The 22,335-nt window shown below is 66.4% G+C and carries 22 protein-coding genes; 11 read left to right on the forward strand and 11 right to left on the reverse strand.

Features of this window, described 5'->3' with window-relative positions:
• Window positions 1-12 precede the first annotated feature (12 nt).
• Window positions 13-591, reverse strand: a complete 579-nt coding sequence (locus IWX78_RS01935; RefSeq protein ID WP_196831689.1) for a dienelactone hydrolase family protein — start codon at window positions 589-591, stop codon at window positions 13-15.
• Between the two features lie 84 nt (window positions 592-675).
• On the reverse strand, window positions 676-1,353 hold the full coding sequence (locus tag IWX78_RS01940) for an ABC transporter permease (protein WP_196831690.1): 678 nt from the start codon (window positions 1,351-1,353) through the stop codon (window positions 676-678).
• 80 nt (window positions 1,354-1,433) lie between these two features.
• Between IWX78_RS01940 and IWX78_RS01945 the strand changes: the two genes are divergently transcribed.
• The 3 genes from IWX78_RS01945 (at window position 1,434) to IWX78_RS01955 (ending at window position 5,722) form a co-directional block, all read left to right on the forward strand.
• Window positions 1,434-2,195 carry a DeoR/GlpR family DNA-binding transcription regulator gene (locus IWX78_RS01945; RefSeq protein ID WP_196831691.1) on the forward strand — a complete coding sequence of 254 codons (762 nt, stop codon included), beginning with the start codon at window positions 1,434-1,436 and terminating at the stop codon, window positions 2,193-2,195.
• A gap of 78 nt (window positions 2,196-2,273) precedes the next feature.
• Window positions 2,274-4,310, forward strand: coding sequence for a bifunctional aldolase/short-chain dehydrogenase (locus tag IWX78_RS01950; protein WP_196831692.1), 2,037 nt, complete (start codon window positions 2,274-2,276; stop codon window positions 4,308-4,310).
• Window positions 4,307-5,722, forward strand: coding sequence for a rhamnulokinase (locus tag IWX78_RS01955; protein ID WP_196831693.1), 1,416 nt, complete (start codon window positions 4,307-4,309; stop codon window positions 5,720-5,722). Before IWX78_RS01950 ends, IWX78_RS01955 begins: the two co-directional genes overlap by 4 nt.
• Window positions 5,723-5,777: 55 nt before the next feature.
• On the opposite strand, the gene IWX78_RS01960 is transcribed toward IWX78_RS01955, so the two are convergent.
• Window positions 5,778-5,996 carry an SCO4848 family membrane protein gene (locus tag IWX78_RS01960; RefSeq protein WP_196831694.1) on the reverse strand — a complete coding sequence of 73 codons (219 nt, stop codon included), beginning with the start codon at window positions 5,994-5,996 and terminating at the stop codon, window positions 5,778-5,780.
• Window positions 5,997-6,050: 54 nt separating this feature from the next.
• Here IWX78_RS01960 and IWX78_RS01965 point away from each other — a divergent pair, with 54 nt between their 5' ends.
• The 3 genes from IWX78_RS01965 to IWX78_RS01975 all read left to right on the forward strand — a co-directional run bounded on the left by IWX78_RS01965 (window position 6,051) and on the right by IWX78_RS01975 (window position 9,249).
• Window positions 6,051-6,971 (forward strand): 2-hydroxyacid dehydrogenase, encoded by a 921-nt coding sequence (locus IWX78_RS01965; RefSeq protein WP_196831695.1) that lies wholly within the window; start codon window positions 6,051-6,053, stop codon window positions 6,969-6,971.
• 212 nt (window positions 6,972-7,183) lie between these two features.
• Complete coding sequence (locus IWX78_RS01970; RefSeq protein WP_196831696.1) at window positions 7,184-7,936, forward strand: FadR/GntR family transcriptional regulator; 753 nt, start codon at window positions 7,184-7,186, stop codon at window positions 7,934-7,936.
• 50 nt (window positions 7,937-7,986) lie between these two features.
• Entirely contained in the window at window positions 7,987-9,249 is a 1,263-nt protein-coding gene (locus tag IWX78_RS01975) for an alpha-hydroxy acid oxidase (RefSeq protein WP_196831697.1), read from the forward strand.
• 7 nt (window positions 9,250-9,256) lie between these two features.
• Here the strand turns inward: IWX78_RS01975 and IWX78_RS01980 are convergent, their stop codons facing one another.
• The 3 genes from IWX78_RS01980 to IWX78_RS01990 all read right to left on the reverse strand — a co-directional run bounded on the left by IWX78_RS01980 (window position 9,257) and on the right by IWX78_RS01990 (window position 11,898).
• Window positions 9,257-10,000, reverse strand: coding sequence for a polyprenol monophosphomannose synthase (locus tag IWX78_RS01980; RefSeq protein ID WP_196831698.1), 744 nt, complete (start codon window positions 9,998-10,000; stop codon window positions 9,257-9,259).
• Window positions 10,001-10,074: 74 nt separating this feature from the next.
• Window positions 10,075-11,541 carry a peptide MFS transporter gene (locus IWX78_RS01985; protein ID WP_196831699.1) on the reverse strand — a complete coding sequence of 489 codons (1,467 nt, stop codon included), beginning with the start codon at window positions 11,539-11,541 and terminating at the stop codon, window positions 10,075-10,077.
• A gap of 84 nt (window positions 11,542-11,625) precedes the next feature.
• Entirely contained in the window at window positions 11,626-11,898 is a 273-nt protein-coding gene (locus tag IWX78_RS01990; RefSeq protein WP_196831700.1) for a helix-turn-helix domain-containing protein, read from the reverse strand.
• A gap of 79 nt (window positions 11,899-11,977) precedes the next feature.
• Between IWX78_RS01990 and map the strand changes: the two genes are divergently transcribed.
• Window positions 11,978-12,760 carry a type I methionyl aminopeptidase gene (gene map, locus IWX78_RS01995; RefSeq protein ID WP_196831701.1) on the forward strand — a complete coding sequence of 261 codons (783 nt, stop codon included), beginning with the start codon at window positions 11,978-11,980 and terminating at the stop codon, window positions 12,758-12,760.
• A 10-nt stretch (window positions 12,761-12,770) separates the two neighbouring features.
• Here the strand turns inward: map and rocD are convergent, their stop codons facing one another.
• Complete coding sequence (gene rocD, locus IWX78_RS02000) at window positions 12,771-14,012, reverse strand: ornithine--oxo-acid transaminase (RefSeq protein ID WP_196831702.1); 1,242 nt, start codon at window positions 14,010-14,012, stop codon at window positions 12,771-12,773.
• Entirely contained in the window at window positions 14,009-14,869 is an 861-nt protein-coding gene (gene ddaH, locus IWX78_RS02005; RefSeq protein WP_196831703.1) for a dimethylargininase, read from the reverse strand. Before ddaH ends, rocD begins: the two co-directional genes overlap by 4 nt.
• Window positions 14,870-15,048: 179 nt before the next feature.
• On the opposite strand from ddaH, the gene IWX78_RS02010 reads away from it, so the two are divergent.
• A complete protein-coding gene (locus IWX78_RS02010; protein ID WP_196831704.1) occupies window positions 15,049-15,486 on the forward strand; it encodes an Lrp/AsnC family transcriptional regulator in 438 nt (145 codons plus the stop codon).
• A 133-nt stretch (window positions 15,487-15,619) separates the two neighbouring features.
• On the opposite strand, the gene IWX78_RS02015 is transcribed toward IWX78_RS02010, so the two are convergent.
• Window positions 15,620-15,784, reverse strand: coding sequence for a hypothetical protein (locus tag IWX78_RS02015; RefSeq protein WP_196831705.1), 165 nt, complete (start codon window positions 15,782-15,784; stop codon window positions 15,620-15,622).
• 147 nt (window positions 15,785-15,931) lie between these two features.
• On the reverse strand, window positions 15,932-19,627 hold the full coding sequence (locus tag IWX78_RS02020; RefSeq protein WP_196831706.1) for a choice-of-anchor I family protein: 3,696 nt from the start codon (window positions 19,625-19,627) through the stop codon (window positions 15,932-15,934).
• Window positions 19,628-19,780: 153 nt separating this feature from the next.
• Between IWX78_RS02020 and IWX78_RS02025 the strand changes: the two genes are divergently transcribed.
• Window positions 19,781-20,119, forward strand: a complete 339-nt coding sequence (locus IWX78_RS02025) for a cupin domain-containing protein (protein WP_196831707.1) — start codon at window positions 19,781-19,783, stop codon at window positions 20,117-20,119.
• Between the two features lie 61 nt (window positions 20,120-20,180).
• Here the strand turns inward: IWX78_RS02025 and IWX78_RS02030 are convergent, their stop codons facing one another.
• Window positions 20,181-21,014 (reverse strand): alpha/beta fold hydrolase, encoded by an 834-nt coding sequence (locus IWX78_RS02030; protein ID WP_196831708.1) that lies wholly within the window; start codon window positions 21,012-21,014, stop codon window positions 20,181-20,183.
• A 165-nt stretch (window positions 21,015-21,179) separates the two neighbouring features.
• On the opposite strand from IWX78_RS02030, the gene IWX78_RS02035 reads away from it, so the two are divergent.
• Both IWX78_RS02035 and IWX78_RS02040 read left to right on the forward strand, forming a co-directional pair.
• The gene (locus tag IWX78_RS02035; RefSeq protein WP_196831709.1) at window positions 21,180-21,950 is read left to right on the forward strand and encodes a GTP pyrophosphokinase; all 771 of its coding nucleotides are present in this window, start codon (window positions 21,180-21,182) and stop codon (window positions 21,948-21,950) included.
• A 2-nt stretch (window positions 21,951-21,952) separates the two neighbouring features.
• Complete coding sequence (locus tag IWX78_RS02040; protein ID WP_196831710.1) at window positions 21,953-22,321, forward strand: GntR family transcriptional regulator; 369 nt, start codon at window positions 21,953-21,955, stop codon at window positions 22,319-22,321.
• The last annotated feature ends 14 nt before the right edge of the window (window positions 22,322-22,335 follow it).

Consider the following 22,335-nt stretch of genomic DNA (forward strand, 5'->3'; position numbering starts at 1 on the left):
ACGGAGGGAAGGTCAGCCCACCCGGGAAAGGAACGTCAGCACCCGCTCGGTGAGCAACGCAGTCGCCCGCTCGTCGAACGACGACAGGCTGCTGTCGGCGAAGAGGTGCTGGTCGCCGGGGTACAGGAACAGTTCACCGTCGGCGGCCTGCGCGACCAGGGCACGGGCCTCGTCGATGTCCCCCGACTCGATGAATTCCGGGTCGGCATCCTTGCTGTGGATCTGCACCGGCACGCTGGCCGGCCACATCTCGGTGAACTCAGACACCGGCACCGTGCCGGAGAAGAGCAGAGCACCCGTCGCGCCGGGACGCGTCTGGGCCAGAAGCTGCGCCGGCATCGCGCCGAGCGAGAAGCCGGCATAGACCAGGGCATTCGGCAGCCCGTCCGCAGCCGCCCGACCCCGCTCGAGCACGGTGTCGAACCCCATCGACCGTACGTAAGCCATTCCATCGTCCAGCTCGTCGAACGTGTGGCCGTCATAGAGGTCGGGAAGATGCACGACGTGCCCTGCTTCGGTGAGGGCCTCGGCGAATGCCTGCACGCCCCCGGTCAGGCCCTGCGCGTGGTGGAACACCAGAATCTCAGCCACAATCACTCTCTCCTTCGGGCCCGGCCGGGCCGTCCCCACCGATTATGGTCGGGTTCGGTCCCAGTTGGTAGAAAAATCTCGAACTCAGATCCCTCCGTACTTTCGTTTCGTGAGCCCGTTGAGCAACGAGGCGAAGACGAGCGCAAGCAGCTGCACCTGCACCCCGTCGTTGCCCGGGAAGGCGAGCAAGATCCCGGCGTTGAGCCAGACGATGAGCACGGTGGCGAGCACGACACCAGCGACCCGGCCGATGCCACCGGTGATGGCAACGCCACCGAGCACGGCGATGGTGATCGCCGGGAGCGCCATCCCGTTTCCGCTCGTCCCGGCATCCGGTCTCGCCGACGCGAACTGCGCCACGGTCACGATCCCCACCAGCCCGGAGATCACACCGGACAGGATGTAGACCGCGAGCCGGTTCGGCCGCACGTTGACGCCGGCCCACGCTGCTGCCGTGTCGTTGGTGCCCGCCGCGTACACCCGCCGCCCGAAGGTCGTCTTGTTGAGCAGCACCCAGACGACGATGATCACCGGGATCAGGAAGGTGAAGATTCCGAGCGGGATGAGAGGAAGTGAGCCGCCGATGAGCGGCAACTCGATCGCCTTGGCGGCCGAGTAGAACGCCTGGATCTCTGCCGAGTTGACCGGTTTCTGGTCGCTCCAGACCAGCGCGATCGACCGGTACGCGTAAAACGTCGCTGCGTCACCGGCGAGCGCCTTCGCAATCGAGACCTGCTGTTGCTGCGCGAGCGACAGTTGCATTCGACTTGCGCTGGGCAGCCCTGGCGGGTGCCGACGAATCCGGCGCGTTGTAGCATTTCAGGCGAAGCGAGGAGCAGGCAATGGCAACGACGTCGACGGTGAACGCCGAGTCACGACGGGAGCGACTGCTCGCGATCCTCGAGGCCGACGGCATCATCCGGCTCGAAGAGGCCGCAGAAGGCCTCGGCGTCTCGGCGATGACCGTCCGCCGCGATCTCGCCGATCTCGAATCAGACGGGCAGCTTCGTCGGGTGCGCGGCGGCGCCGTACCGTCGCTGCGCCCCCGCTCCTTTCTCGAACGGATGTCGACGGGAGCGGCGGCGAAGCTGGTCATCGCCGAGAAGGCGCTCGCCCTGGTGCCCGAGGTGGGTGCGGCCGCATTCGATGCGTCGTCTACCGTCGGGACGCTCCTGTCTCGGCTCGACGGAGCATCCGATCTCACGCTTGCGACGAATTCGTGGGAGAACTTCCAGGTCGCGCGACACCAGCCGGGGATCTCTGCGTTGCTCGTCGGCGGCGAAGCCGAGGAGCGCACTGACAGCTTCGTCGGCCTCCTCGCGTGCCAGGCTGCATCGTCCCTGCACTACGCGAAGTTCTTCACCTCGTCGGCAGCGGCCGACAGCGCACGCGGAACGAGCGAGGTCACCCTGGCCGAAACCCAGGTCAAACTGGCCTTCGCCGAGGCGTCAGACGAGACGGTGCTCCTCCTCGACTCGAGCAAACTCGGACAGCGTGCTCTCGCCAGGTCTCTCGACTGGGATCGGATCGATGCGCTGGTCACCGAGCTCGATCCGGGCGACGAGCGCCTCGACCCCTACCGGGATCTCACCGACGTGATCTGAGCCCGCAGGCTTGACGCTCCGATCCGTGCCTGTTACTTTCCGTAAGAGTTAACAAAATCAAACAACGGGAGACGGGCGATGACGAACGACACCGCGGCGGACCTGATCGCGCGCAGTAACCGGCTCGGCGCCGATCCCAGGAACACCAACTATGCCGGAGGCAACACGTCCGCCAAAGGCACAGCTCTCGACCCGGCCACGGGCGAGACCGTCGAGCTTCTGTGGGTCAAAGGCTCGGGCGGAGACCTCGGCACGCTCACCGAGCAGGGTCTCGCCGTTCTGCGGCTCGACCGCATGCGTGCGCTCACGAATGTCTACCCCGGTGTCGAGCGTGAAGACGAGATGGTCGCCGCGTTCGACTACACGCTGCACGGCAGGCCGGGCGCAGCGCCGTCGATCGACACCGCCATGCACGGCCTTGTCGACGCGGCGCACGTGGATCACCTTCACCCGGACTCCGGCATCGCCATCGCGACCGCCGCCGACGGCGAGGAGCTCACGCGCACCATCTTCGGCGACACGGTCGTCTGGGTGCCGTGGCGTCGCCCCGGCTTTCAGCTCGGACTCGACATCGCGGCCATCAGGAACGAGAACCCGGATGCCATCGGCTGCATCCTCGGCGGACACGGCATCACCGCGTGGGGCGAGACCAGCGACGAGTCCGAGAGGAACTCGCTGTGGATCATCGACACCGCCGCCGCGTACATCGCCGAGAACTCACGACAGGAACCGTTCGGCCCTGAGCTCGACGGCTTCGAGGCCCTCCCACTGGCCGAGCGCCGCGCGAAGGCTGCCGCCATCGCCCCGGCGCTCCGAGGGCTCGCTTCCACGGACAAGCCGCAGGTCGGCCACTTCACCGACCACGCCGTCGTCCTCGATTTCCTCGCCAGCGCCGAGCACCCGCGGCTGGCCGCTCTCGGCACCAGCTGCCCTGACCACTTTCTCCGCACCAAGGTGAAGCCGCTGCTCGTCGACCTGCCGGCATCCGCTTCTGTGGAAGAGACGATCGAGCGCCTGCACACGCTGCACGCGGAGTACCGCGCCGACTACCAGGCCTACTACGACCGCAACGCGTCGTCGGACTCACCCGCCATCCGGGGTGCAGATCCTCTCATCGTCCTCGTGCCGGGGGTGGGCATGTTCAGCTACGGCGCAACCAAGCAGACCGCCCGCGTCGCAAGCGAGTTCTACCTCAACGCGATCAATGTCATGCGCGGCGCAGAGGGGCTCTCGACGTACGCGCCGATCGACGAAACCGAGAAGTTCCGCATCGAGTACTGGGCTCTCGAAGAGGCCAAGCTGCAGCGCCTGCCGAAGCCCAAGCCGCTCGCCGCCCGGGTCGCCCTCGTCACCGGAGCGGCATCCGGAATCGGCAAGGCCATCGCTACCCGCCTCGCCGCCGAGGGCGCCTGCGTCGTGATCGCCGACCTCTCGCTCGAGAAGGCACAGGCCGCAGCCGCTGAGATCGGAAACCCGGATGTCGCCATCGGCATTGCCGCTGATGTCTCCAACGAGCAGGCGGTTCAGGGTGCCATCGACGCCGCCGTCCTCGCCTTCGGGGGACTCGACCTCGTCGTGAACAACGCGGGCCTGTCGCTGTCGAAGTCGTTGCTCGAGACGACGGAGGCGGACTGGGACCTCCAGCACAACGTGATGGCCAAGGGCTCGTTCCTCGTGTCGAAGGCCGCTGCCCGTGTGCTCATCGACCAGAAGCTCGGCGGAGACATCATCTATATCTCGTCGAAGAATTCGGTGTTCGCCGGACCGAATAACATCGCGTACTCGGCGACCAAGGCCGATCAGGCCCACCAGGTGCGCTTGCTCGCCGCCGAGTTGGGCGAGTACGGCATCAAAGTGAACGGCATCAACCCCGACGGTGTGGTGCGTGGCTCGGGCATCTTCGCCTCCGGCTGGGGTGCGAACCGGGCCAAGACCTACGGCATCGACGAAGAGGACCTCGGCACGTTCTACGCCCAGCGCACCATCCTCAAGCGTGAGGTGGTGCCCGAGAACGTCGCCAACGCCGTATTCGTGCTCTGCACGAGCGACCTGTCGCACACCACCGGCCTGCACATCCCGGTCGACGCCGGTGTCGCTGCCGCGTTCCTGCGATGAGCGGCGCCGTCGCTGCCGTCGACCTCGGGGCGACGAGCGGCCGGGTCATGCTCGGCCGGGTGGGACCGAACACCCTGCGGCTCGAACCCGTGCACCGCTTCGCCAACGGACCGGCACGGACTGCAGACGGCCTCCATTGGGACGCAAGCGGGCTCCTGCATTCCATCCTCACCGGACTTGCCGAAGCCGCACGCCGCGAACCGGCGATCCAGAGCATCGGAATCGACTCCTGGGCGGTGGACTACGCGTTGCTCGCTGACGGACGGATGCTCTCAGAGCCGTTCCACTACCGCGACGATCGCACCGCCGCAGGGGTGGCCACCGTGCACACCCTGGTGCCGTTCGCCGAGCTGTACGCCCAGAACGGGCTCCAGTTCCTCCCCTTCAACACGCTCTACCAGCTCGCCGCAGACGGACGCCGGCTTGACGACGCCGACACTCTGTTGCTCATCCCCGACCTCATCGCCCACTGGCTGACCGGTTCGCGGACCGCCGAGATCACCAACGCGTCGACCACCGGCCTGCTGTCGATCGACGGCCGCTGGAACGACGACCTTATCGCCCGACTCGAGCTTCCCCCCACCCTCTTCCCCCCGATCGTCGCACCGGGCACTCTGCTCGGTTCGCTGCTCCCAGCCATCGCCGCAGAGACCGGGTTGTCTGCACAGACGCCGGTCACCGCTGTCGGCTCGCACGACACGGCATCCGCTGTCGTCGCCATCCCACTGACCTCCGGCGACGCCGCGTGGATCTCGTGCGGCACCTGGGGACTCGTGGGACTCGAGCTCGAGCATCCGGTGCTGACGGCGGCCAGCCGCGAGGCGAACTTCACGAACGAGGGCGGCGTCGACGGCCGGGTGCGGTTCCTCCACAACGTGATGGGGCTCTGGCTGCTCAGCGAATCGGTGCGCACCTGGGAACGCGAGACGGGCTCGGTGATCGACCTGCCTGCCCTCCTGGTACAGGCCGCAGCTGTCAGCTCGCCGATGCCGGTGTTCGACGTCGACGACCCTCGGTTCCTGCAGCCTGGCGATATGCCAGCACGCATCGCCGAAGCGCTCACCGAACAGGGGCTGCCTGTTCCGCGATCCACCGCCGAGTTCGTGCGCACCATTCTCGAGAGTCTGGCGGATGCCTTCGCTCGCGCCGTCCACGCGGCATCCGCTCTTGCGAACACCCCTGTCAACGTGATCCACATCGTCGGGGGCGGTTCACTCAACACCCTGCTCTGCCAGCTCACGGCCGACCGGTCAGGGATGCCGGTGCTGGCCGGGCCGGTCGAGGCGACGGCGCTCGGCAACGTCCTCGTCCAGGCCAGGGCCGTCGGGCTGCTCTCGGGAGACCTCGAGTCCATGCGGGCACTGGTCGCCCGCTCGTTTGCGCCTGTTCGCTTCGAGCCGCGGGAACGCTGAGCCTCGGTTCGCAACGGCCCGAGCGGAGCCGTCAGACCGTCAGACCGTCAGACCGTCAGGCCTTCAGAAGAACGATCGCGGCGATCGCACTCGCCAGCGCCAGGAGGAGCGCGATCGAGACGAGCACGATGTGAACCATGAGGAATCGGGTCGCCGTGCCGGAGGCATCCCGTGCTCGCGGGTCACGGAGAACACGCCGAAGGAACGTCGGCCAGGCCAGAACGTTGAACGCGGCGTTGGCCAGGAGAAGGGCGGCGGCGAGCGGAGAATCCATCTCTCGAACCTAACAGGGCGAGAGATTCACAGAAGCGCTGGATAGGCTCGGACCATGACCGAATCGATCCTCGTCAGTGTCCCAGGCAACGCGCTTCGCGAGGAGGTCGGCGAGCTCGACGGCGTCGAATTCCTCGAGTGGGATATGTCGGGGCCACCACCGGTCGACACGATCGACATCGTCATCCAGCCGTACATGGACGGGACTGCTCGCCTCGCGAACCTCACCGGCGTCACCACCCGGCTCGTACAGAGCCAGTCCATCGGCTACGACGGCGTCGGGGATGTCCTGCCAGCAGGTCACCTCTTCGCGAATGCTTCGACCGTGCACGAGACGTCGACTGCCGAGTTGACCCTCGCCCTCATCCTGGCGTCGCAGCGCGGCATCCCGCAGTTCGTCCGTGCAGCGGACGAGGGCCGCTGGGCCCCAGCGAGGCTCGAGAGCCTCGCTGACAGAACGGTGCTCCTGCTCGGCTACGGCGGCGTCGGCAAGGCGATCGAGGACCGTCTGCTCCCGTTCGAGACGAAAGTGGTCCGTGTGGCCAGTCGCGCCCGCAGCGACGAGCGCGGTCCGATCCACGACCTCGACGACCTGCCTGAGCTGCTGCCGGAAGCCGACATCGTCGTGGTGGGCGTTCCGCTCACCGAAGCGACGACGAAGCTCGTCGATGAGCACTTCCTCGCCGTGATGCGCGACGGTTCGCTGCTGGTCAACATCGCACGCGGGCAGGTTGCCGACACGGATGCCATCCTGCGGCATGCCGAGTCCGGTCGCCTGCGCTTCGCGCTCGACGTGACCGACCCTGAGCCGCTGCCCGACGGGCATCCGCTGTTCTCGTTCCCGAATGTGCTGATCAGCCCGCACGTCGGTGGGGCGTCGACTGCCATGCTGCCGCGGATGGCACGCCTCGTGCGCGACCAGGTCGAGCGGATGCGACGCGGCGACGAGCCCGCGAACATCGTGCTGCGCAGCTAGCCGGCCGCACCAGCTGCTCAGTTCCCGCTGCCGCTGCGCTCGATCGGCAAGAGTTCCCGTTGTGGTCGAGGGCATCCGGCGTATCGGGGGCTGTCCACCGCCTCGGATGCCTCCGGCGCGGACGGTCTCCTCGGTGACCGTCCGCGCTCAGGCCGTGTAAGCTGTGTGGTCAGACCACAAGAGTCTGACAATACAGCCAACGGAGGCCGGGCGTGACAGACGAACGACGCGCGTGGCAGGTGGTGCTCGAGTCGATCGAGCGCGACCTGCTCGATGGTCGGCTGCGCCCCGGCGATCACCTGCCCGGGGAACGCGCCCTCTCGGCCGACCTCGGCGTCGGCCGGTCCAGTGTGCGTGAGGCGATCCGCGTGCTCGAGGTGCTCGGCCTCGTCCGCACTGCGACAGGTTCCGGCCCGACGTCCGGAGCGATCATCGTCGCGCTGCCCGGTGGAGGGATGTCTGCCCTCATGCGACTGCAGGTCGCCGCCACCGGGTTCGCCGTCGCCGACATCGTGCAGACCAGGCTCGTACTCGAAACCGCGGTCGCCGCCGACCTTGCCGGATCGCGGCCCGACCTGACAGCATCCGCCTCTCTTCTCGACGTGATGGAGTCGCGCGACCTGCCGCCTGGCGACTTTCTCGCGCTCGACGCCCAGTTTCATCTCTCGCTCGCCGAGGCATCCGGCAATCAGGTCATCGCTGCGACGATGGCCGGCCTGCGGAGTTCGATCGAAAACTACGCCATCGCCGGCGCATCCACCCTGCCGTCGTGGTCCGGGACATCGGCCCGGTTGATGAGGGAGCATCGCGCGATCCTCACGGCAATCGAGTCCGGCGATCCGGCGAGCGCCCGCGGCGCCGTTCACGACCACATCGCGGGCTATTACGCCGAAACCAACCTCCCCTCCCGCCGACCCGACGAGACACCAAGACTGGTGGCGGATGCCGCCCCGTCCGGCGCGTAGACGACGCTTCCTGGCATTTCACCTCGTACACCGACAGAAAAGAGACATCCATGGTTGAGAGACGAATCCCGAAGGTGCGTGACCTCGCACCCCTGATGCAGTTCAAGAAACCCGAGTTCAACGCTCGAACACGCCGCCTGGCCTCAGCGACGAGCATCGCCGACCTGCGGACGATCGCCAAACGCGTCACCCCGAAGGCTCCGTTCGACTACACCGACGGCGCCGCCGAAGGAGAAATCTCGCTCGCCCGGGCGCGCCAGGCGTTCCAGGACATCGAGTTCCACCCCTCCGTCCTGCGCGACGTGTCGAAAGTCGACACGAGCCGTGAGGTTCTCGGTAGGACGAGCGCCCTGCCGTTCGGCATCGCGCCGACCGGCTTCACCCGGATGATGCAAACCGAGGGTGAACGCGCCGGAGCGACCGCCGCCGAGGCTGCAGGCATCCCGTTCACACTGTCGACCATGGGAACGACGAGCATCGAGGATGTCGCCGCAGCGGCTCCCGGTGGACGCAACTGGTTCCAGCTCTACATGTGGACCGACCGTGACCGGTCGCTGGCGCTCGTCGATCGGGCCCAGGCCGCCGGCTACGACACCCTCATGGTCACCGTCGACACCCCGGTCGGAGGCGCCCGCCTGCGCGACGTGAAGAACGGTTTCTCGATCCCGCCGGCGCTCACACCGAAGACCGTGCTCAACGCGTTGCCACGGCCCGCCTGGTGGATCAACTTCCTCACCACAGAACCGCTGGCCTTTGCGAGCCTCGACCGCTGGTCAGGAACCGTCGCCGCTCTCATCGACACGATGTTCGACCCGACGGTCGGGCCGGACGAAGTCCGGTTCATCCGCGAACAGTGGAAGGGCAAGCTCGTCGTCAAGGGCATCCAGTCGGTCGCAGATGCGCGGCTCGCCGTCGAACTCGGTGCAGACGCGATCATCCTGTCGAACCACGGTGGACGCCAGCTCGACCGTGCCCCGATCCCGTTCCACCTGCTGCCGGCCGTCGTCCGCGAGGTCGGCAACGAGGTCGAGGTGCACCTCGACACCGGCATCATGAACGGCGCAGACATCGTGGCATCCGTTGCTCTGGGCGCCCGCTTCACACTCATCGGGCGTGCGTACCTCTACGGGCTCATGGCTGGTGGACGCGAGGGCGTCGACCGCACGATCTCGATCCTGTCCGAAGAAATCCGCCGCACCATGAAGCTGCTCGGCGTCGCAAGCCTTGACGAGCTCGAACCGCGCCACGTCACTCAGCTCGCCCGCCTCGTTCCATACGCACAGCCGGCGGCGGACGCCGTCTCACGGCGGTAGGAGCTGTTCAGCCGCGGCGGAGCTTGCGCCGCACCCGCCCGGGCAGCGCACCAATGCCCCAGAGGGTGACCCGCAGCATCGCCTCGGCGACGATCCCGCCGGTCATCTTCGACGTGCCGAGCTCGCGTTCGATGAAGGTGATCGGAACCTCGACGATGCGAAGCCCGGCCCGGTGGGCGTGGAAGAGCAGGTCGACCTGAAAGCCGTAGCCCTGGCTGTGCACGTCATCGAGACGGATGCTCTCGAGTGCGTGCGCGGTCAGGACCCGGTAGCCGCCGGTCACGTCACGCTGGGGCAGACCGAGCGCCAACCGGGAGTACGCGCTGCCGCCGCGCGACAGCAGCTTGCGATAGGTCGGCCAGTTCTCGACGGAGCCGCCGTGGACCCAGCGGGAACCGAGCACGACGTCAGCGCCCGAGTCCGCTGCGGCGAGGAGCGAAGGCAGCTGCTCGGGCTGGTGCGATCCGTCGGCATCCATCTCGACGAGGCGCGTGTACCCGCGATCGAGCCCCCACCGGAACGCGGCATTGTATGCGCTGCCGAGCCCGGCCTTGCCGGTGCGGTGCAGAACATGGAGAGCGGGATCGGATGCCGCGAGCGCGTCGGCGATCGCACCGGTGCCGTCGGGCGAGTTGTCGTCGACGATCAGAATGTCGACGTCGGGCGCCGCGCTGCGCACCCGGGAGACGACGGCCGTGACGCTCTCGCGCTCGTTGAACGTCGGAATGACGACAAGCGTCGGTGCAGCCACGAGCGTCCTTCCGATGCGGCGGGCGCCGCGCGACTCCCCAGCCTAACCGAGACCGGCGATGCAGAACCTGATGGTCAGCGCACGCCGCTCATGAGTCGAAGCACCGGGCGGGCGATGAGCGCAAGCACGATTCCGATCGCGATCGCGATGCCGCCGAGCACACCGAAATAGAGCGACTCGTCGACGGCGAGGTACCACTCGGCGAGGAGCCCGGAGACGGCCGAGCCGAGTGCGACCGAGAGGAAGAACAGCGCAACCATCTGCGTCCTGAACGCCTCGGGGGCGAGCTTTGTCGCCGCAGACAGCCCCACGGGCGAGAGCAGCAGCTCGGCGATCGTGAAGACGAGCAGGATGCCGATCATCGCGAGGAGCGGCGTGGAGTTCGCCGGCCCGCCCGCGAATGGGAGGAAGAGAAGGAACGCCACACCCATGATGGCCGTGCCGGCCGCGAACTTCAGCGCCGTGCTCGGCTGCTTCGTACCCCACGTCGTCCAGATCGCCGCGAAGACGCCGGACAGGATGATGATGAAGATTGGATTGATCGACTGCACCCACGACACCGGCATCTCCCAGCCGAAGAGACTGCGGTCGAGCCGTTCGTCGGAGTAGATCGTGACGACGGTGAACTGCTGCTGGTAGAGCGACCAGAATGCCGCACTCGCGATGAACAGCGGAATGAACGCGTACACCCGCTTGCGCTCGATCGGCGTCACCTGCTTGCTCGTGAGAATGACGATGAAGTACAGAATCGCGGATGCCACAGTGAGACCGATCACGATGGTGACGAGGTTGTCTGCGGTGATGACACCGACGACCACGAGAACGATAACGAGTACGAGCGCCGCTGCGGCGATCAGACCGTAGAGCAGCCACCGCGACCGGGGCAACGGGTCGGGCACTGTGCTGGCGATTGCGGGGAGCCGCTTGCGCCCGAAGGAGTACTGGATCAGGCCGGCCGCCATACCGACAGCGGCCAGGCCGAAGCCGAAGTGAAAACCGAGGCTGCTCTGCAGCAAGCCGGTGAGGATCGGGCCGAAGAACGCCCCGAGGTTGATGCCGAGGTAGAAGAGCGAGAACCCGGCATCCCTGCGGGGATCCTCCGCGGAGTACAGCGTGCCGACGACGCTTGTTGCATTGGCTTTCAACCCACCCGAACCGATGGCGACGAGGATCAGACCGAGCGCGACGCCCGGAATGCCTGGCACGAGCGCGAGCGCGATGTGGCCGGCCATGATGACGATGGCGCTGAAGAACAGAACGCGTTCACTGCCGAGCAGGCGGTCGGCGACCCAGGCTCCGAGGATGGTCGAGAGATAGACCCCTCCGCCATACGCACCGACGATTCCTGCCGCTGTCGCTTGCGGGATCCCGAGACCGCCCTCTGCCGCCGAGTAGTACAGGTAGATGAGGAGGATGCCCTGCATCCCATAGAAGGAGAAGCGCTCCCACATCTCGACGCCGAAAAGGTTGGCGAGCGAGCGCGGCTGCCCGAAAAAGCTGTGGTCTTCGCGTGCGGAGGCCGGAGTTGTGACCTGGCTCATGACTTCGACGGTACTCCCCGACCCCGGGGTTCGCGAAAAATGTGCCGGGGACGAACGGAAGGAGGGGCGAGACCTGGCTGTGGCCTACGAGACCATCCGGTCGGCGACAGCATCTGGCTGATCGATCTCGGCCCACACAGCGTCGAGGGAGAGACCGAGCGCTCCGGCTACAGCGGCGATTGTCGAGAAAGCCGGGGTGGCGACGCGGCCGGACTCGATCTTGCGGAGAGTCTCGGGGGAGACTCCGGCGTCGAGTGCAGTGTCGAGGATCGAGCGCTGTCCGCGTGCACGACGCAGCAGAGCACCGAGGCGCTGTCCGCGCTCGACTTCTGCGGGAGTGAGAGGCAACCTGACCATGGCTCCGATCCTAGCGGGATAATATGGCCGGTATAGTTATTGGCCGGTCGGTTCGCGACCGGCGACGAAGGGGCAGCACATGATCGAGATCCTGAACCCGGCCGAGGTGGCACGAGCTCGCGTGACAGGCCGACTCGTAGCCGACATCCTGAACACGTTGAAGAGCCGCGCCACCGTCGGCACGAATCTTCTCGACATCGACCGGTGGGCGAAGGCGTTGATTCTCGAGGCCGGTGCGCAGTCCTGCTATGTGGACTACGCGCCGTCATTCGGGCGCGGACCGTTCGGGCACTACATCTGCACGGCTGTCAACGACGCCGTGCTCCACGGGTTGCCGCACGACTACCTGCTCGCGGACGGTGACCTTCTGACACTCGACCTCGCCGTGCTCAAAGATGGGATCGCAGCAGACTCGGCGATCAGTTTTATCGTCGGCAGGACCCGACCGACCGAGAGCGCTGCGTTGATCGACGCAACCGAACGGGCGCTGGCCGCTGGGATCGCCGCCGCGCGACCCGGCGCCCGCATCGGCGACATCTCGCACGCCATCGGCACCGTGCTCACCGAGGCCGGCTACCCGATCAACGGGGAGTTCGGCGGCCACGGCATCGGGTCGACGATGCATCAGGATCCGCACATTTCGAACGACGGGCGGCCCGGCCGCGGGTACAGGCTCCGCGAGGGGCTGCTACTCGCCCTGGAGCCGTGGGTGATGGCCGACACCGATGAACTCGTCACCGATGCCGACGGCTGGACGCTCCGCAGCGCGACAGGCAGCCGCACCGCTCACAGCGAGCACACGATCGCCATCACCGCGGACGGCGCGGAAATCCTCACTCTGCCGGGCCGCGCCCGCCGGTGATCAGCGGGAACTACCCTGCGCGCAGCTCCTCGAGCACGGCTGCGAGCTGATCGACCATCCAGTCGAGGTCGCTCTCCTCGATCACGATCGGCGGAGCGAACCGGATGGTCGACCCGTGGGTGTCTTTGACGAGGACGCCGCGCGCCATCAGGAGTTCGCAGACCTCGCGCCCGGTGGCGAGCGACGGGTCGATGTCGACGCCGGCCCAGAGCCCGGCACCGTGGACGTCGAGAACACCCGAACCGACCAGGTCGCCGAGCCGGCGGTGCAGCCGTGCCCCCAACACCCGCGCACGCTTCTGGTATTCGCCGCTCGCGAGCATCCGCACGACCGCGTGGCCGACTGCGGATGCCAGCGGGTTGCCCCCGAAGGTGGAGCCGTGCTGCCCAGGACGCAGAACACCGAGGATGTCCGAGTTGCCGACGACGGCGGAAACGGGAACGATCCCGCCACCGAGCGCCTTGCCGAGCAGGTACAGGTCAGGGACAACACCGACGAGGTCACAGGCGAATGTCGCGCCGGTCCGGCCGAGGCCCGATTGGATCTCGTCGGCGATGAAGAGCACGTTCCGCGCGGTGCAGATCTCGCGGACAGCGGGGAGATAGGCGGCCGGAGGCACGACGACGCCTGATTCGCCCTGGATCGGCTCCACCAGAACGGCGACGGTGTCGTCGTCGATGGCCGCGGCCAGGGCGTCGGCGTCTCCATACGGAACCGTACGGAAGCCCGGGGTGAACGGGCCGAAGTCGGCACGTGCGTCGTCGTCATCCGAGAAGCTGATGATCGTCGTTGTACGGCCGTGGAAGTTGCCGGCCATCACGATGATGTTCGCCCGGTCCCGGGCGACACCCTTCACGCGGTAACCCCAGGCGCGAGCGATCTTGATCCCGGATTCGACGGCTTCAGCCCCGGTGTTCATCGGAAGAACGGTGTCTTTTCCGCAGAGGTCGGCGAGCGCCTGCGCGAACGGGCCGAGCTGGTCGTTGTGGAACGCACGACTCGTGAGGGTGACCCGGTCGAGTTGCTCACGGGCCGCGGCGAGCAGGATCGGGTTCGAGTGCCCGAAGTTCACCGCTGAATACGCGGCGAGGCAGTCGAGGTACCGTTTGCCGGTGACGTCGGTGACCCAGGCGCCGTCAGCGGATGCCACGACGACGGCGAGCGGGTGGTAGTTGTGTGCGACGACAGCTTCTTCGGCGTGGATTGCCTCGGCCACCACGTCGCTCGGTGTCGTCGTCGCTGCGGTAGTCATCGACGGAGCTCCAACGTGCAGCATTTCACTCCTCCTCCGCCGAGCAACAGCTCCGACAGGTCGACACCGATGGGGTTGTAGCCGCGCTCACGCAGCTGGCGCTCGAAGCCGGTTGCCCTCGACGCGATCACGACGTTGTAGCCGTCAGAGATGGAGTTCAGGCCGAGGATCGACGCGTCTTGCTCACCGACGATGATCGCGTCAGGGTAACGATCGCGAAGAATCGCGAGCGACTTCGCATCGAAGGCGGACGGCAGGTAGGCGATGTTTGCGGTGTCGTCGCCGGTGAGAGGGTCGAGCACGGCGATGGCGGTGTCGAGGTGGTAGAAATTCGGGTTGGTCAGAGTCAGGGTGACGACGTCGCGGCCGAACAGCGCGGCGACCTCTGAATGGCTGCGTGACTCGCTGCGGAATCCGGTGCCGGCGAGGATGGTGTCTCCGACGAGGAGGAAGTCACCCTCGCCCTCGTTGACGTTTTCGGGAACCCGCACATCGAATCCGTGCGCACCGAACCAGTCCATGTATGCCGGGCCCTCCGCCTGTCGCTCCGGGAAGGTGAAGCTGGCGCCGTATGCGATGTTGTCGATGACGAAGCCGCCGTTCGCCGAGTAGACCATGTCTGGGAGTCCGGCGACCGGGTCGACGAGTTCGACGGTGTGGCCGAGCCCGATGTAGGTGTCGTAGAGGGTCTGCCACTGTGCGAGGGCACGAGCCGTGTTCGTGGGCTTGGTCGGCTCCATCCACGGGTTGATCTTGTAGGACACTGTGAAGTGCTCCGGGCGGCACATGAGGTAGGTGCGAGGGCTGGGGGTCCGCGTGGCCGGAGCCATCTGCGCCGCCGTTTCGGTGTTTGTCATGCTTGTCTCCATCACGAAGGTAAGCGGCGGACGCAGTCCTCGAGTCCCTCGGTCGGTCTCGACCAGGGCACGCCGTTCTCCCAGTGTGACACGCACCGATGCGAAGTTGTTCGCTGTAGGGCGCAGGAATCGTGCGTCAGCGGCACGCTGGACGCAATGATCTCCCGTAGACTGTGCGCATGGACAACCTCGATCGCGGCATCATCGACCTTCTCCGCCAGAACGCCCGAGCCGGCTATGGCGACATCGGTCAGGAGGTGGGCCTGTCGGCATCCGCCATCAAACGCCGCGTCGACCGGCTCGTCGCCGATGGAGTCATTCGCGGATTCACGATCCAGGTCGACCCCGCGGTCGACGGGCTCCACACCGAAGCATACGTCGAGCTCTTCTGCCGCGGAACGGTGGCCCCGGACGAGCTGCTGCGGATCCTCTCCGCCGTGCCCGAGGTCGTCGACGCCGGAACGGTGACCGGCGGGGCCGACGCAATCGTGCACATGCGGTCACGAGACATTCCCAGCCTCGAAGCAGCGCTCGAACGAGTGAGGAACGCGCCGAACGTGGACCACACCCGCAGCGCCATCGTGTTGTCGCGCCTGATCCACCGCTCCGCGGACTGACGGCGGCTCCGGCTGCGCCAAAAAGCCACGCCCCTTCACCGGAGTGAAGAGGCGTGGCCTGGTTTTCAGCTGTGTGCCTGGCGGTTTTCCCCCGCCCGCCAGGCGCTCCGGCATCCCCCCGGAGCGTGAACCGCTAGAGGCTCTTGCGACCGGTTACTGCGCGGAGCAGCCACGCGATGATGGCGAGGACCAGAAGGACGACGCCCACCCACAGCAGGAAGTTCAGGGACTGCACGAAACCACCGGTGACCAGGAGGACGACGGCGATAACTGCGATGACGATGAGAAGAATGTTCATGACTAGGACGCTATCAGCGGGAGACTGGCGGGGCTTTCAAAGCGGGGGGCCTTGACGGTCCAGCGGCTCCGCTGCTATGTAAACCGCGACGAACGGATGCCGTGACCCGCGATTTCTCGCGGGTCACGGCATCAGTGGTATTCGGGGCTACACGGTCGGGCGACTATTCGCCGCGGCGAGCAGGAGCGGGCGGCGACGGAGCAGGCCGGCTCCGGCGAGCGTCAGAAGGATGCCGAGCACGGCAAGCAGTCCGACGTTCGCTCCCGTCGCAGCGAGGTCGTCTGCGGGAGAGCCCGCGGGCGAACCAGGGGCGGCGAGAACCGTCACAGCCGTCGTGATCGGTTCGAGTCCCACCGACGACACGGCGAGCGTGTGCACACCCACGTCGAAGTCAGCAGGCACCTCGACGGTGAACCTCACCGTGCCCGATGCGTCTGCGGCGGGGATGCCAGCGACCACGATCGGCTCCGAGAACAACGTGGCGTCGATCTGCTGCCCGTCCTCGAGCCCGGTCACGGTCACGTTGACAGACCCGCCCTGTTCGACGGATGCCGAGTCGAGCGTCACGGTCGCCCAGTCGGTACCGGCGACGACGGCTCGTCCGAGCGGAGCCGGGTCGACGAGGTCGTGCGCCTCGAAGTAGGAGACGGTCGCTGCGAGATCGGCCTGGCCGGTGTCGGTCGCGTTGGCGCCGTCAGCGAAGGTCGTGAAGTTGTCGCCGCCGGAGACCAGGAACGAGTTCGTGGCGACTCGGTAGACGTCGTCTGCGGCGATCGTCTTCCCTTTATAGGTCATCGAGAGGATGTGACTGCCGCGGGCAGCGTCCGGGTCGTAGGTGTAGCTGAAGCCCTCCGACGTTCCGAGGTGCAGCTTGGGCCGGGACGATCCGTCCGGCTGCCACTGTTCCTCGAGGACGTCTGCGAGCTGGGCTCCGGTGAGCTCCACCGTCCAGAGCGTGTTCGCGAACGGCTGCACGGCCGCGGCCTCTTTGTAGGTCACCACCCCGTCTGTGCCGTAGAGCAGGTCATCGCGCAGTCCGCCCGGATTCATCAGGGCGATCTGTGCGGGTTCGCCGCCGAAGCCGTCGTGTGACGTTGCCCAGAGCTGGATGTCAGCGATGAGGTTGCCGAGTGAGGATTCGACTCCCCGGTCGGAGCCGGCCGTTCCACCGCGGAGAATGTCTGCGCTGATCGCGCCGACGGGAGTTGCACCGACGACCTCGGCTTCTGCTGTTGCCTCTGCCACGATGGCCGCGACCGTCGGGTCTGCAGCGTATGCGGCCGACCCATCGATGACGAGGGGCAGCAGGTCGGCGGAGAGCGACACCACCGTGTGATCCGCCGGGTCGACCTCGATCGTGAGCCGGTCGAGGTTGGTGCCGTACTGGCCGGCCTGGACCACCGGGCGTTCGATCCCGTCAGCCCAGCCGTCGACCGGGTATGAGCAGGCGTACTCCTGGTGCGTATGGCCGGACAGGATGGCGTCGATGTTGCCTGACGCTCCCCGGACGAGTTGTGCATAGTCGCTCGTGCCCGTTGCGATGGTGTCGCAGTCCGCGACATCCGCTCCGTCGTGGGTGAGCAGCACGAGCACGTCTGCCTCGCCGTTGGTCTCGTCGCCGTCCTGCAGCTGGCCGGCGACGCGGTTCGCCGCCTCGAGCTGGTCACCGAATTCGATGTCGGCGATGCCGGCCGGGGAGACCATCGACGCCGTCTGTTCGGTGACGGTTCCGATGAACCCGATAGTGACGCCGTCGACGGTCTTGAGGGCGAACTCGTCGAGCGCCGGGGTCGTCGTGCCTGTCAGGTACACGTTGGCACCGAGTGCGAACTCGGACCCGCCGTACGCGGGAATGACCCGATCGGTCAGGTCGGCGAAGCCGCCGTCGAACTCGTGGTTGCCGACAGCGGAAACCGAGAGACCGCTGGCGACGAGTGCCTCGATGGTCGGGGCATCCTGCTGCGAGAACGACGTGAACGTCGACGCGCCGATGTTGTCGCCCGCTGAAACGAACACGGTGTTCGGGTTCTCGGCGGTGAGGGCGTCGACCGCTCCGGCCAGCACCGCTGCTCCCGCTTCACCGTTGCCGAGGTTCTGCTCGATCCGGCCGTGGAAGTCGTTGATGCCGAGGACCTGGAGAGTGGTGGTGTCCCCGCCGAGTACGTCGATGGAGAACAGGGTCGTCGTGCCAGACACCTCGTTGCCGACGGCGAGCATCGGCGTGCCGGTCGGTGAGGTCGTTGCCGGGATGAAGGCGAGCCCCTCAGGCCCGAGATCGCCGGCGGATGCCAGGTCGCCACCGTCTTCGACGGACTCGGCGAAGTTGCGGTTGTTGAGGTACGTGACGAAGGTCGGTGCAGCCGGGTCGGTGATGTCGTAAACGGCAACACCGCCGACGCGCTCCAGTCCGATGAAGGCGTATGTACGTCCATCGACCGTGCCGATGGTGAGGTTCTCCGGCTCGGGTCCCTTGTCGTCGCTGCGACCCTCTGCGTTGGATTCGGAATGGTTCGAGTTGAAGAAGGCGGGGTTCGCCGCCGCGGTGATCTGCTCGAGGCTGTCACCGGAGTCGTAGACGAGGTCGCCGTCCGTCGTCCAGACCGAGAAGGAGCGGCCACCGAAGGCGTACAGCTCGTCGTAGCAATCGCCTGACTCGCTCAACCCGAGGTCCGTGATGATGGTGAGCCGCCCGAGGTCGGCGTCACCGGTGAGACCGGCAAGCGAACTGGTGTCACAGACCGGCGGGAGGTCGTCGCCGAGGTCCTTCACCCGTGCCGCGTCGATGAAGTCGCCCCATTCGCGCGAGTCGCCCTCGTTGGCTGTGACGAGGTACGTGGTGCCGTTCGACCGGTACGTGCTGATGCTGTCTGGCATGTACACGCCGTGGAGGCCCGGGTAGGTCTCGATGTTGATGGTCGGAGCGTCGCGCGGATCGCGATCGGATGCATCGAGACCGTTACCGGTCGTTCCGCGGTCCGTGAAGCCGAGCGGCACGATGTCCGTCACCGTCGCGGTGGCGAGGTCGATTTCTGCGACCGCGTTTGCTTCCTGGAGCGCCGCATATGCGGTGCCACCGTCGATGGCCACGTACTCGGGTTCAAGGTTGCGCGACACCGGGTTTCCGGCTTCCGGCGTCGGACCGAACACGCGGACGCCGGGGTCGAGAGTGAGCGAGCCACCCGCTTCGAACTCATGGAAGTCGGCGATCGCAACGGCATCCTGTGTCGGTGCGGAGAGTGCGGTGGGCAGCGATACGACGCCGACCGAACCCTCGGGGTCGACCGTGAAGTCATCGCTGGGCTCGCCCTCGTTGGCGACGACAGCGAATCGGCCGTCTGCCGAGATGGTGACCATGTCAGGAAGTGCGCCGACCGTGACCTCGCCGAGAACGGCATCCGCTGTCGCGCTGTTCGCGTCGAAGAAGACCAGCGATCCTGCGTCGGTCTTCGGCGCGGATTCGAGGGCGATGACGCCGAGACCGTCTGCGCGGATGGCGATGGAGTTTGCGATGCCGTCACCGGTGATCGAGTAGAGCTTCTCCGGTGCCGTCGGGTCGCTGACGTCGAGAACATCCACCGCGCCGGCCTGGGCGTTGACGGTGAAGACACGGTCGTCGTAGTAGGCGACGATCTCGGCGGCGGACTGGTCGAAGATTCCTGTCTCATAACTACCCAGAACCGAGAGACCGAGCGCAGCATCCTGGGCCGAGTAGCTGATCGGCTCGGTGACGACCGCTGCGGTGGCCGGCGGAGCGAGCAGAAGTGAGCAGCCGACGGCGACGACGCCCGCCGCTGCGATGGCTGACACGGGTGAGCGGCGCCGGGAACGGCGTGATGCAGGCATGGGGGCTCCAGGGTGGGTGGAAGACGGGTGCCTGTCTTGTCTAATGAACCCGGGTTACTCCACAGTGAACGGCGGGTGTCCGGGCGGAGGACGCTTGAACGCCGAGGCAAGCACGTGAACAATGGCGGGAGTCGCATCGAACGGAGCCGCGAAATGGTCACAGTCGTCAAAGCAGCAGATCTCATCGTCGGCTCAGGTCGCACGTCTCGCTTCGAAGGCGAGGCCCACGGGTCAGGGGTTTCGTTTTTTCTGGTCGACAACGAACCGGGTCAGGGGCCCGGTCTTCATCGTCATCCGTACACCGAGACCTGGGTGGTACGTGCCGGCTCCGCGACGATCATCGCCGATGGTGAGAGCATCAGGGCCGAGGCCGGGGACATCGTGACCGTGCCGGCTGGAACCGCCCATGCCTTCACCAATACCGGCACCGACCGGCTCGAGCTCGTGTGCATTCACGCCTCACCCCGGATGATCCAGGAAGATCTCGACTAGGTCAGGACGCACGGATGCCACCGGTCGCGGATGCGAGCGGCGGCATCCGCCTCAGGGTCTCCTACTTCTTGACGAAGGCGAGCAGCGCCTCATTGACCTCGTCGGCGTGGGTCCAGAGCAGACCGTGCGGCGCTCCCTCGATCTCGACGTAGTCGGCATCCGGGAGGAGCTGCGAGAACGGGCGAGCCGTCGAGTCGATCGGGAGGATCTGATCTGCGGTTCCGTGCAGGATCAGGGTCGGCACATCGATCTTCGGGATGTCTCCGCGGAAGTCGGTCAGCCAGCTCGGAACGACAGCAGATGCCGCGAACCACGACGCCGAGACCGCGACGTTCCAGCTGCCGCGGACGGCCGCCTCACTGATACGCGACCCGAGCGTGTCATCGAGGTTGTAGAAGTTCGTGTAGAAGTCGTCGAACCAGGCGAAGCGATCGGCCGTCGCGGCGGACTCGATCCCGTCGAAGACCTCCTGCGGCACTCCGGTCGGGTTGTCGTCCGTCTGCAGAAGGAAGGGCTCGAGTGATGCAAGGAACGCGGCCTTGGCCACGCGGTCCGACCCGTAGGTACCGAGGTAGCGTCCCACCTCGCCTGTTCCCATCGAGAATCCGACGAGAATCGCGTCGCGCAGGTCGAGGGTCTCGAGGACGGTATTGAGATCGGCGGCGAACGTGTCGAAGTCGTACCCGACGGTGGGCTGGCTCGACTGACCGAACCCGCGTCGATCGTAGGTGATGACCCGGTAGCCGGCGCCGAGGAGGGCCGCAGACTGTTTCTCCCACGAGTGGCCGTCGAGCGGGTAGCCATGGATGAGCACGACGGCCTGCCCGGAGCCGTGGTCTTCGTAGTAGAGGTCGATGTTGGTCGAGTTTTCCTGACCGACAGTGATGTAGCTCATTCGAATGTCCTCATCTTCTCACCGCATTGCGGCGTTTGAGTGGTTGTGAAGTCATGTAACCACGGCAGCTCCGATCTGGCGAGGAGTTCTCACGGCCGACAGCCAGCGCCATGCTGGCAGACTGGTGGCGGCGGTTCTCCCCCGCCACGGGAGGAACCGAGCCACATGTCCGATGTCCATCGAGACCTGAGCGACCTTCGAGCGCTCACCGATGAGTTCACTCGCTTCATGCTGTCGTACAAATTCGGCATCGACGAGGTGATGACGAAGATCAACATCCTCAAGGAAGAGTTCTCCCACCGTCACGATTACAGCCCGATCGAGCACGTGAGTTCCCGGCTGAAATCGCCGGAGAGCATCCTCACGAAAGCGAATCGCACGGGCTGCGAGCTCACCCTCGACGGCATCCGGTCCGGGCTGCACGATATCGCCGGCATCCGCGTCACCTGCAGCTTCATCTCGGACACCTACAAGATCTTCGACATGATCGCCGCCCAGCAGGATGTGACAGTCCTGCAGGTTCGCGACTACATCGCCGAGCCCAAGGAGAACGGGTACAAGAGCCTGCACATGATCATCGAAGTGCCGGTCTTCATGTCCGACCATGTCGAGCAGGTGAAGGTCGAGGTGCAGATCCGCACCATCGCGATGGATTTCTGGGCCAGCCTCGAACACAAGATCTATTACAAGTACAACCGCGACGTGCCCGAGCGTCTGCTCACCGAACTGCGCGACGCCGCGTCGGCGGCAAACCGCCTCGACCTGAAAATGGAGCGGCTGCACGACGAGGTCACCGCGCTCAGCGGGGTATCCGGCGCCGACGACGGGGTGATCGACTCGCAGGACATCGGTCGGATGGAACTGCCGGACGCGTTGATCAGGATGCTCGGAGCGGCCCGGTCACCGCAGCAGTCGTTGCCGTACGCGAAGGAGTGACCATGGGATCCCGGTTCGTCATCGACTCCACCTCATCGACGCCTCCGTTCGAACAACTGCGGATGCAGGTGATCGAAGGGGCACGGTCAGGCGCACTTGTTCCTGGCGACAAACTGCCGACAGTACGCAGGCTGGCAGAGGAACTCGGCCTGGCGGCCACCACCGTCGCGCGGGCCTACCGCGAACTCGAGCAGGACGAGGTGATCGAAACCCGTGGCAGGAACGGATCGTTCATTGCGGCGTCAGGAGACGCCGGTCGTCAGCAGGCGCAACTCGCCGCCGTCGCATACGCCGACCGCGTGAAATCCCTGGGGCTCGCCCCCGATGAGGCGCTCACCATCGTGACCGCTGCACTCGGCATCCGTCGCTGACGGTCACCCGCTGA

The organism is Mycetocola sp. CAN_C7, from assembly GCF_015752285.1.
GTDB lineage: Bacteria > Actinomycetota > Actinomycetes > Actinomycetales > Microbacteriaceae > Mycetocola_A.

Coding starts and splice junctions, on each gene's coding strand:
- IWX78_RS01940 (WP_196831690.1), bottom strand. CDS start 1,353: ATGCAACTGTCGCTCGCGCAGCAACAGCAGGTCTCGATTGCGAAGGCG.
- IWX78_RS01945 (WP_196831691.1), top strand. CDS start 1,434: ATGGCAACGACGTCGACGGTGAACGCCGAGTCACGACGGGAGCGACTG.
- IWX78_RS01950 (WP_196831692.1), top strand. CDS start 2,274: ATGACGAACGACACCGCGGCGGACCTGATCGCGCGCAGTAACCGGCTC.
- IWX78_RS01955 (WP_196831693.1), top strand. CDS start 4,307: ATGAGCGGCGCCGTCGCTGCCGTCGACCTCGGGGCGACGAGCGGCCGG.
- IWX78_RS01960 (WP_196831694.1), bottom strand. CDS start 5,996: ATGGATTCTCCGCTCGCCGCCGCCCTTCTCCTGGCCAACGCCGCGTTC.
- IWX78_RS01965 (WP_196831695.1), top strand. CDS start 6,051: ATGACCGAATCGATCCTCGTCAGTGTCCCAGGCAACGCGCTTCGCGAG.
- IWX78_RS01975 (WP_196831697.1), top strand. CDS start 7,987: ATGGTTGAGAGACGAATCCCGAAGGTGCGTGACCTCGCACCCCTGATG.
- IWX78_RS01985 (WP_196831699.1), bottom strand. CDS start 11,541: ATGAGCCAGGTCACAACTCCGGCCTCCGCACGCGAAGACCACAGCTTT.
- IWX78_RS01990 (WP_196831700.1), bottom strand. CDS start 11,898: ATGGTCAGGTTGCCTCTCACTCCCGCAGAAGTCGAGCGCGGACAGCGC.
- map (WP_196831701.1), top strand. CDS start 11,978: ATGATCGAGATCCTGAACCCGGCCGAGGTGGCACGAGCTCGCGTGACA.
- rocD (WP_196831702.1), bottom strand. CDS start 14,012: ATGACTACCGCAGCGACGACGACACCGAGCGACGTGGTGGCCGAGGCA.
- ddaH (WP_196831703.1), bottom strand. CDS start 14,869: ATGACAAACACCGAAACGGCGGCGCAGATGGCTCCGGCCACGCGGACC.
- IWX78_RS02010 (WP_196831704.1), top strand. CDS start 15,049: ATGGACAACCTCGATCGCGGCATCATCGACCTTCTCCGCCAGAACGCC.
- IWX78_RS02015 (WP_196831705.1), bottom strand. CDS start 15,784: ATGAACATTCTTCTCATCGTCATCGCAGTTATCGCCGTCGTCCTCCTG.
- IWX78_RS02020 (WP_196831706.1), bottom strand. CDS start 19,627: ATGCCTGCATCACGCCGTTCCCGGCGCCGCTCACCCGTGTCAGCCATC.
- IWX78_RS02025 (WP_196831707.1), top strand. CDS start 19,781: ATGGTCACAGTCGTCAAAGCAGCAGATCTCATCGTCGGCTCAGGTCGC.
- IWX78_RS02030 (WP_196831708.1), bottom strand. CDS start 21,014: ATGAGCTACATCACTGTCGGTCAGGAAAACTCGACCAACATCGACCTC.
- IWX78_RS02035 (WP_196831709.1), top strand. CDS start 21,180: ATGTCCGATGTCCATCGAGACCTGAGCGACCTTCGAGCGCTCACCGAT.
- IWX78_RS02040 (WP_196831710.1), top strand. CDS start 21,953: ATGGGATCCCGGTTCGTCATCGACTCCACCTCATCGACGCCTCCGTTC.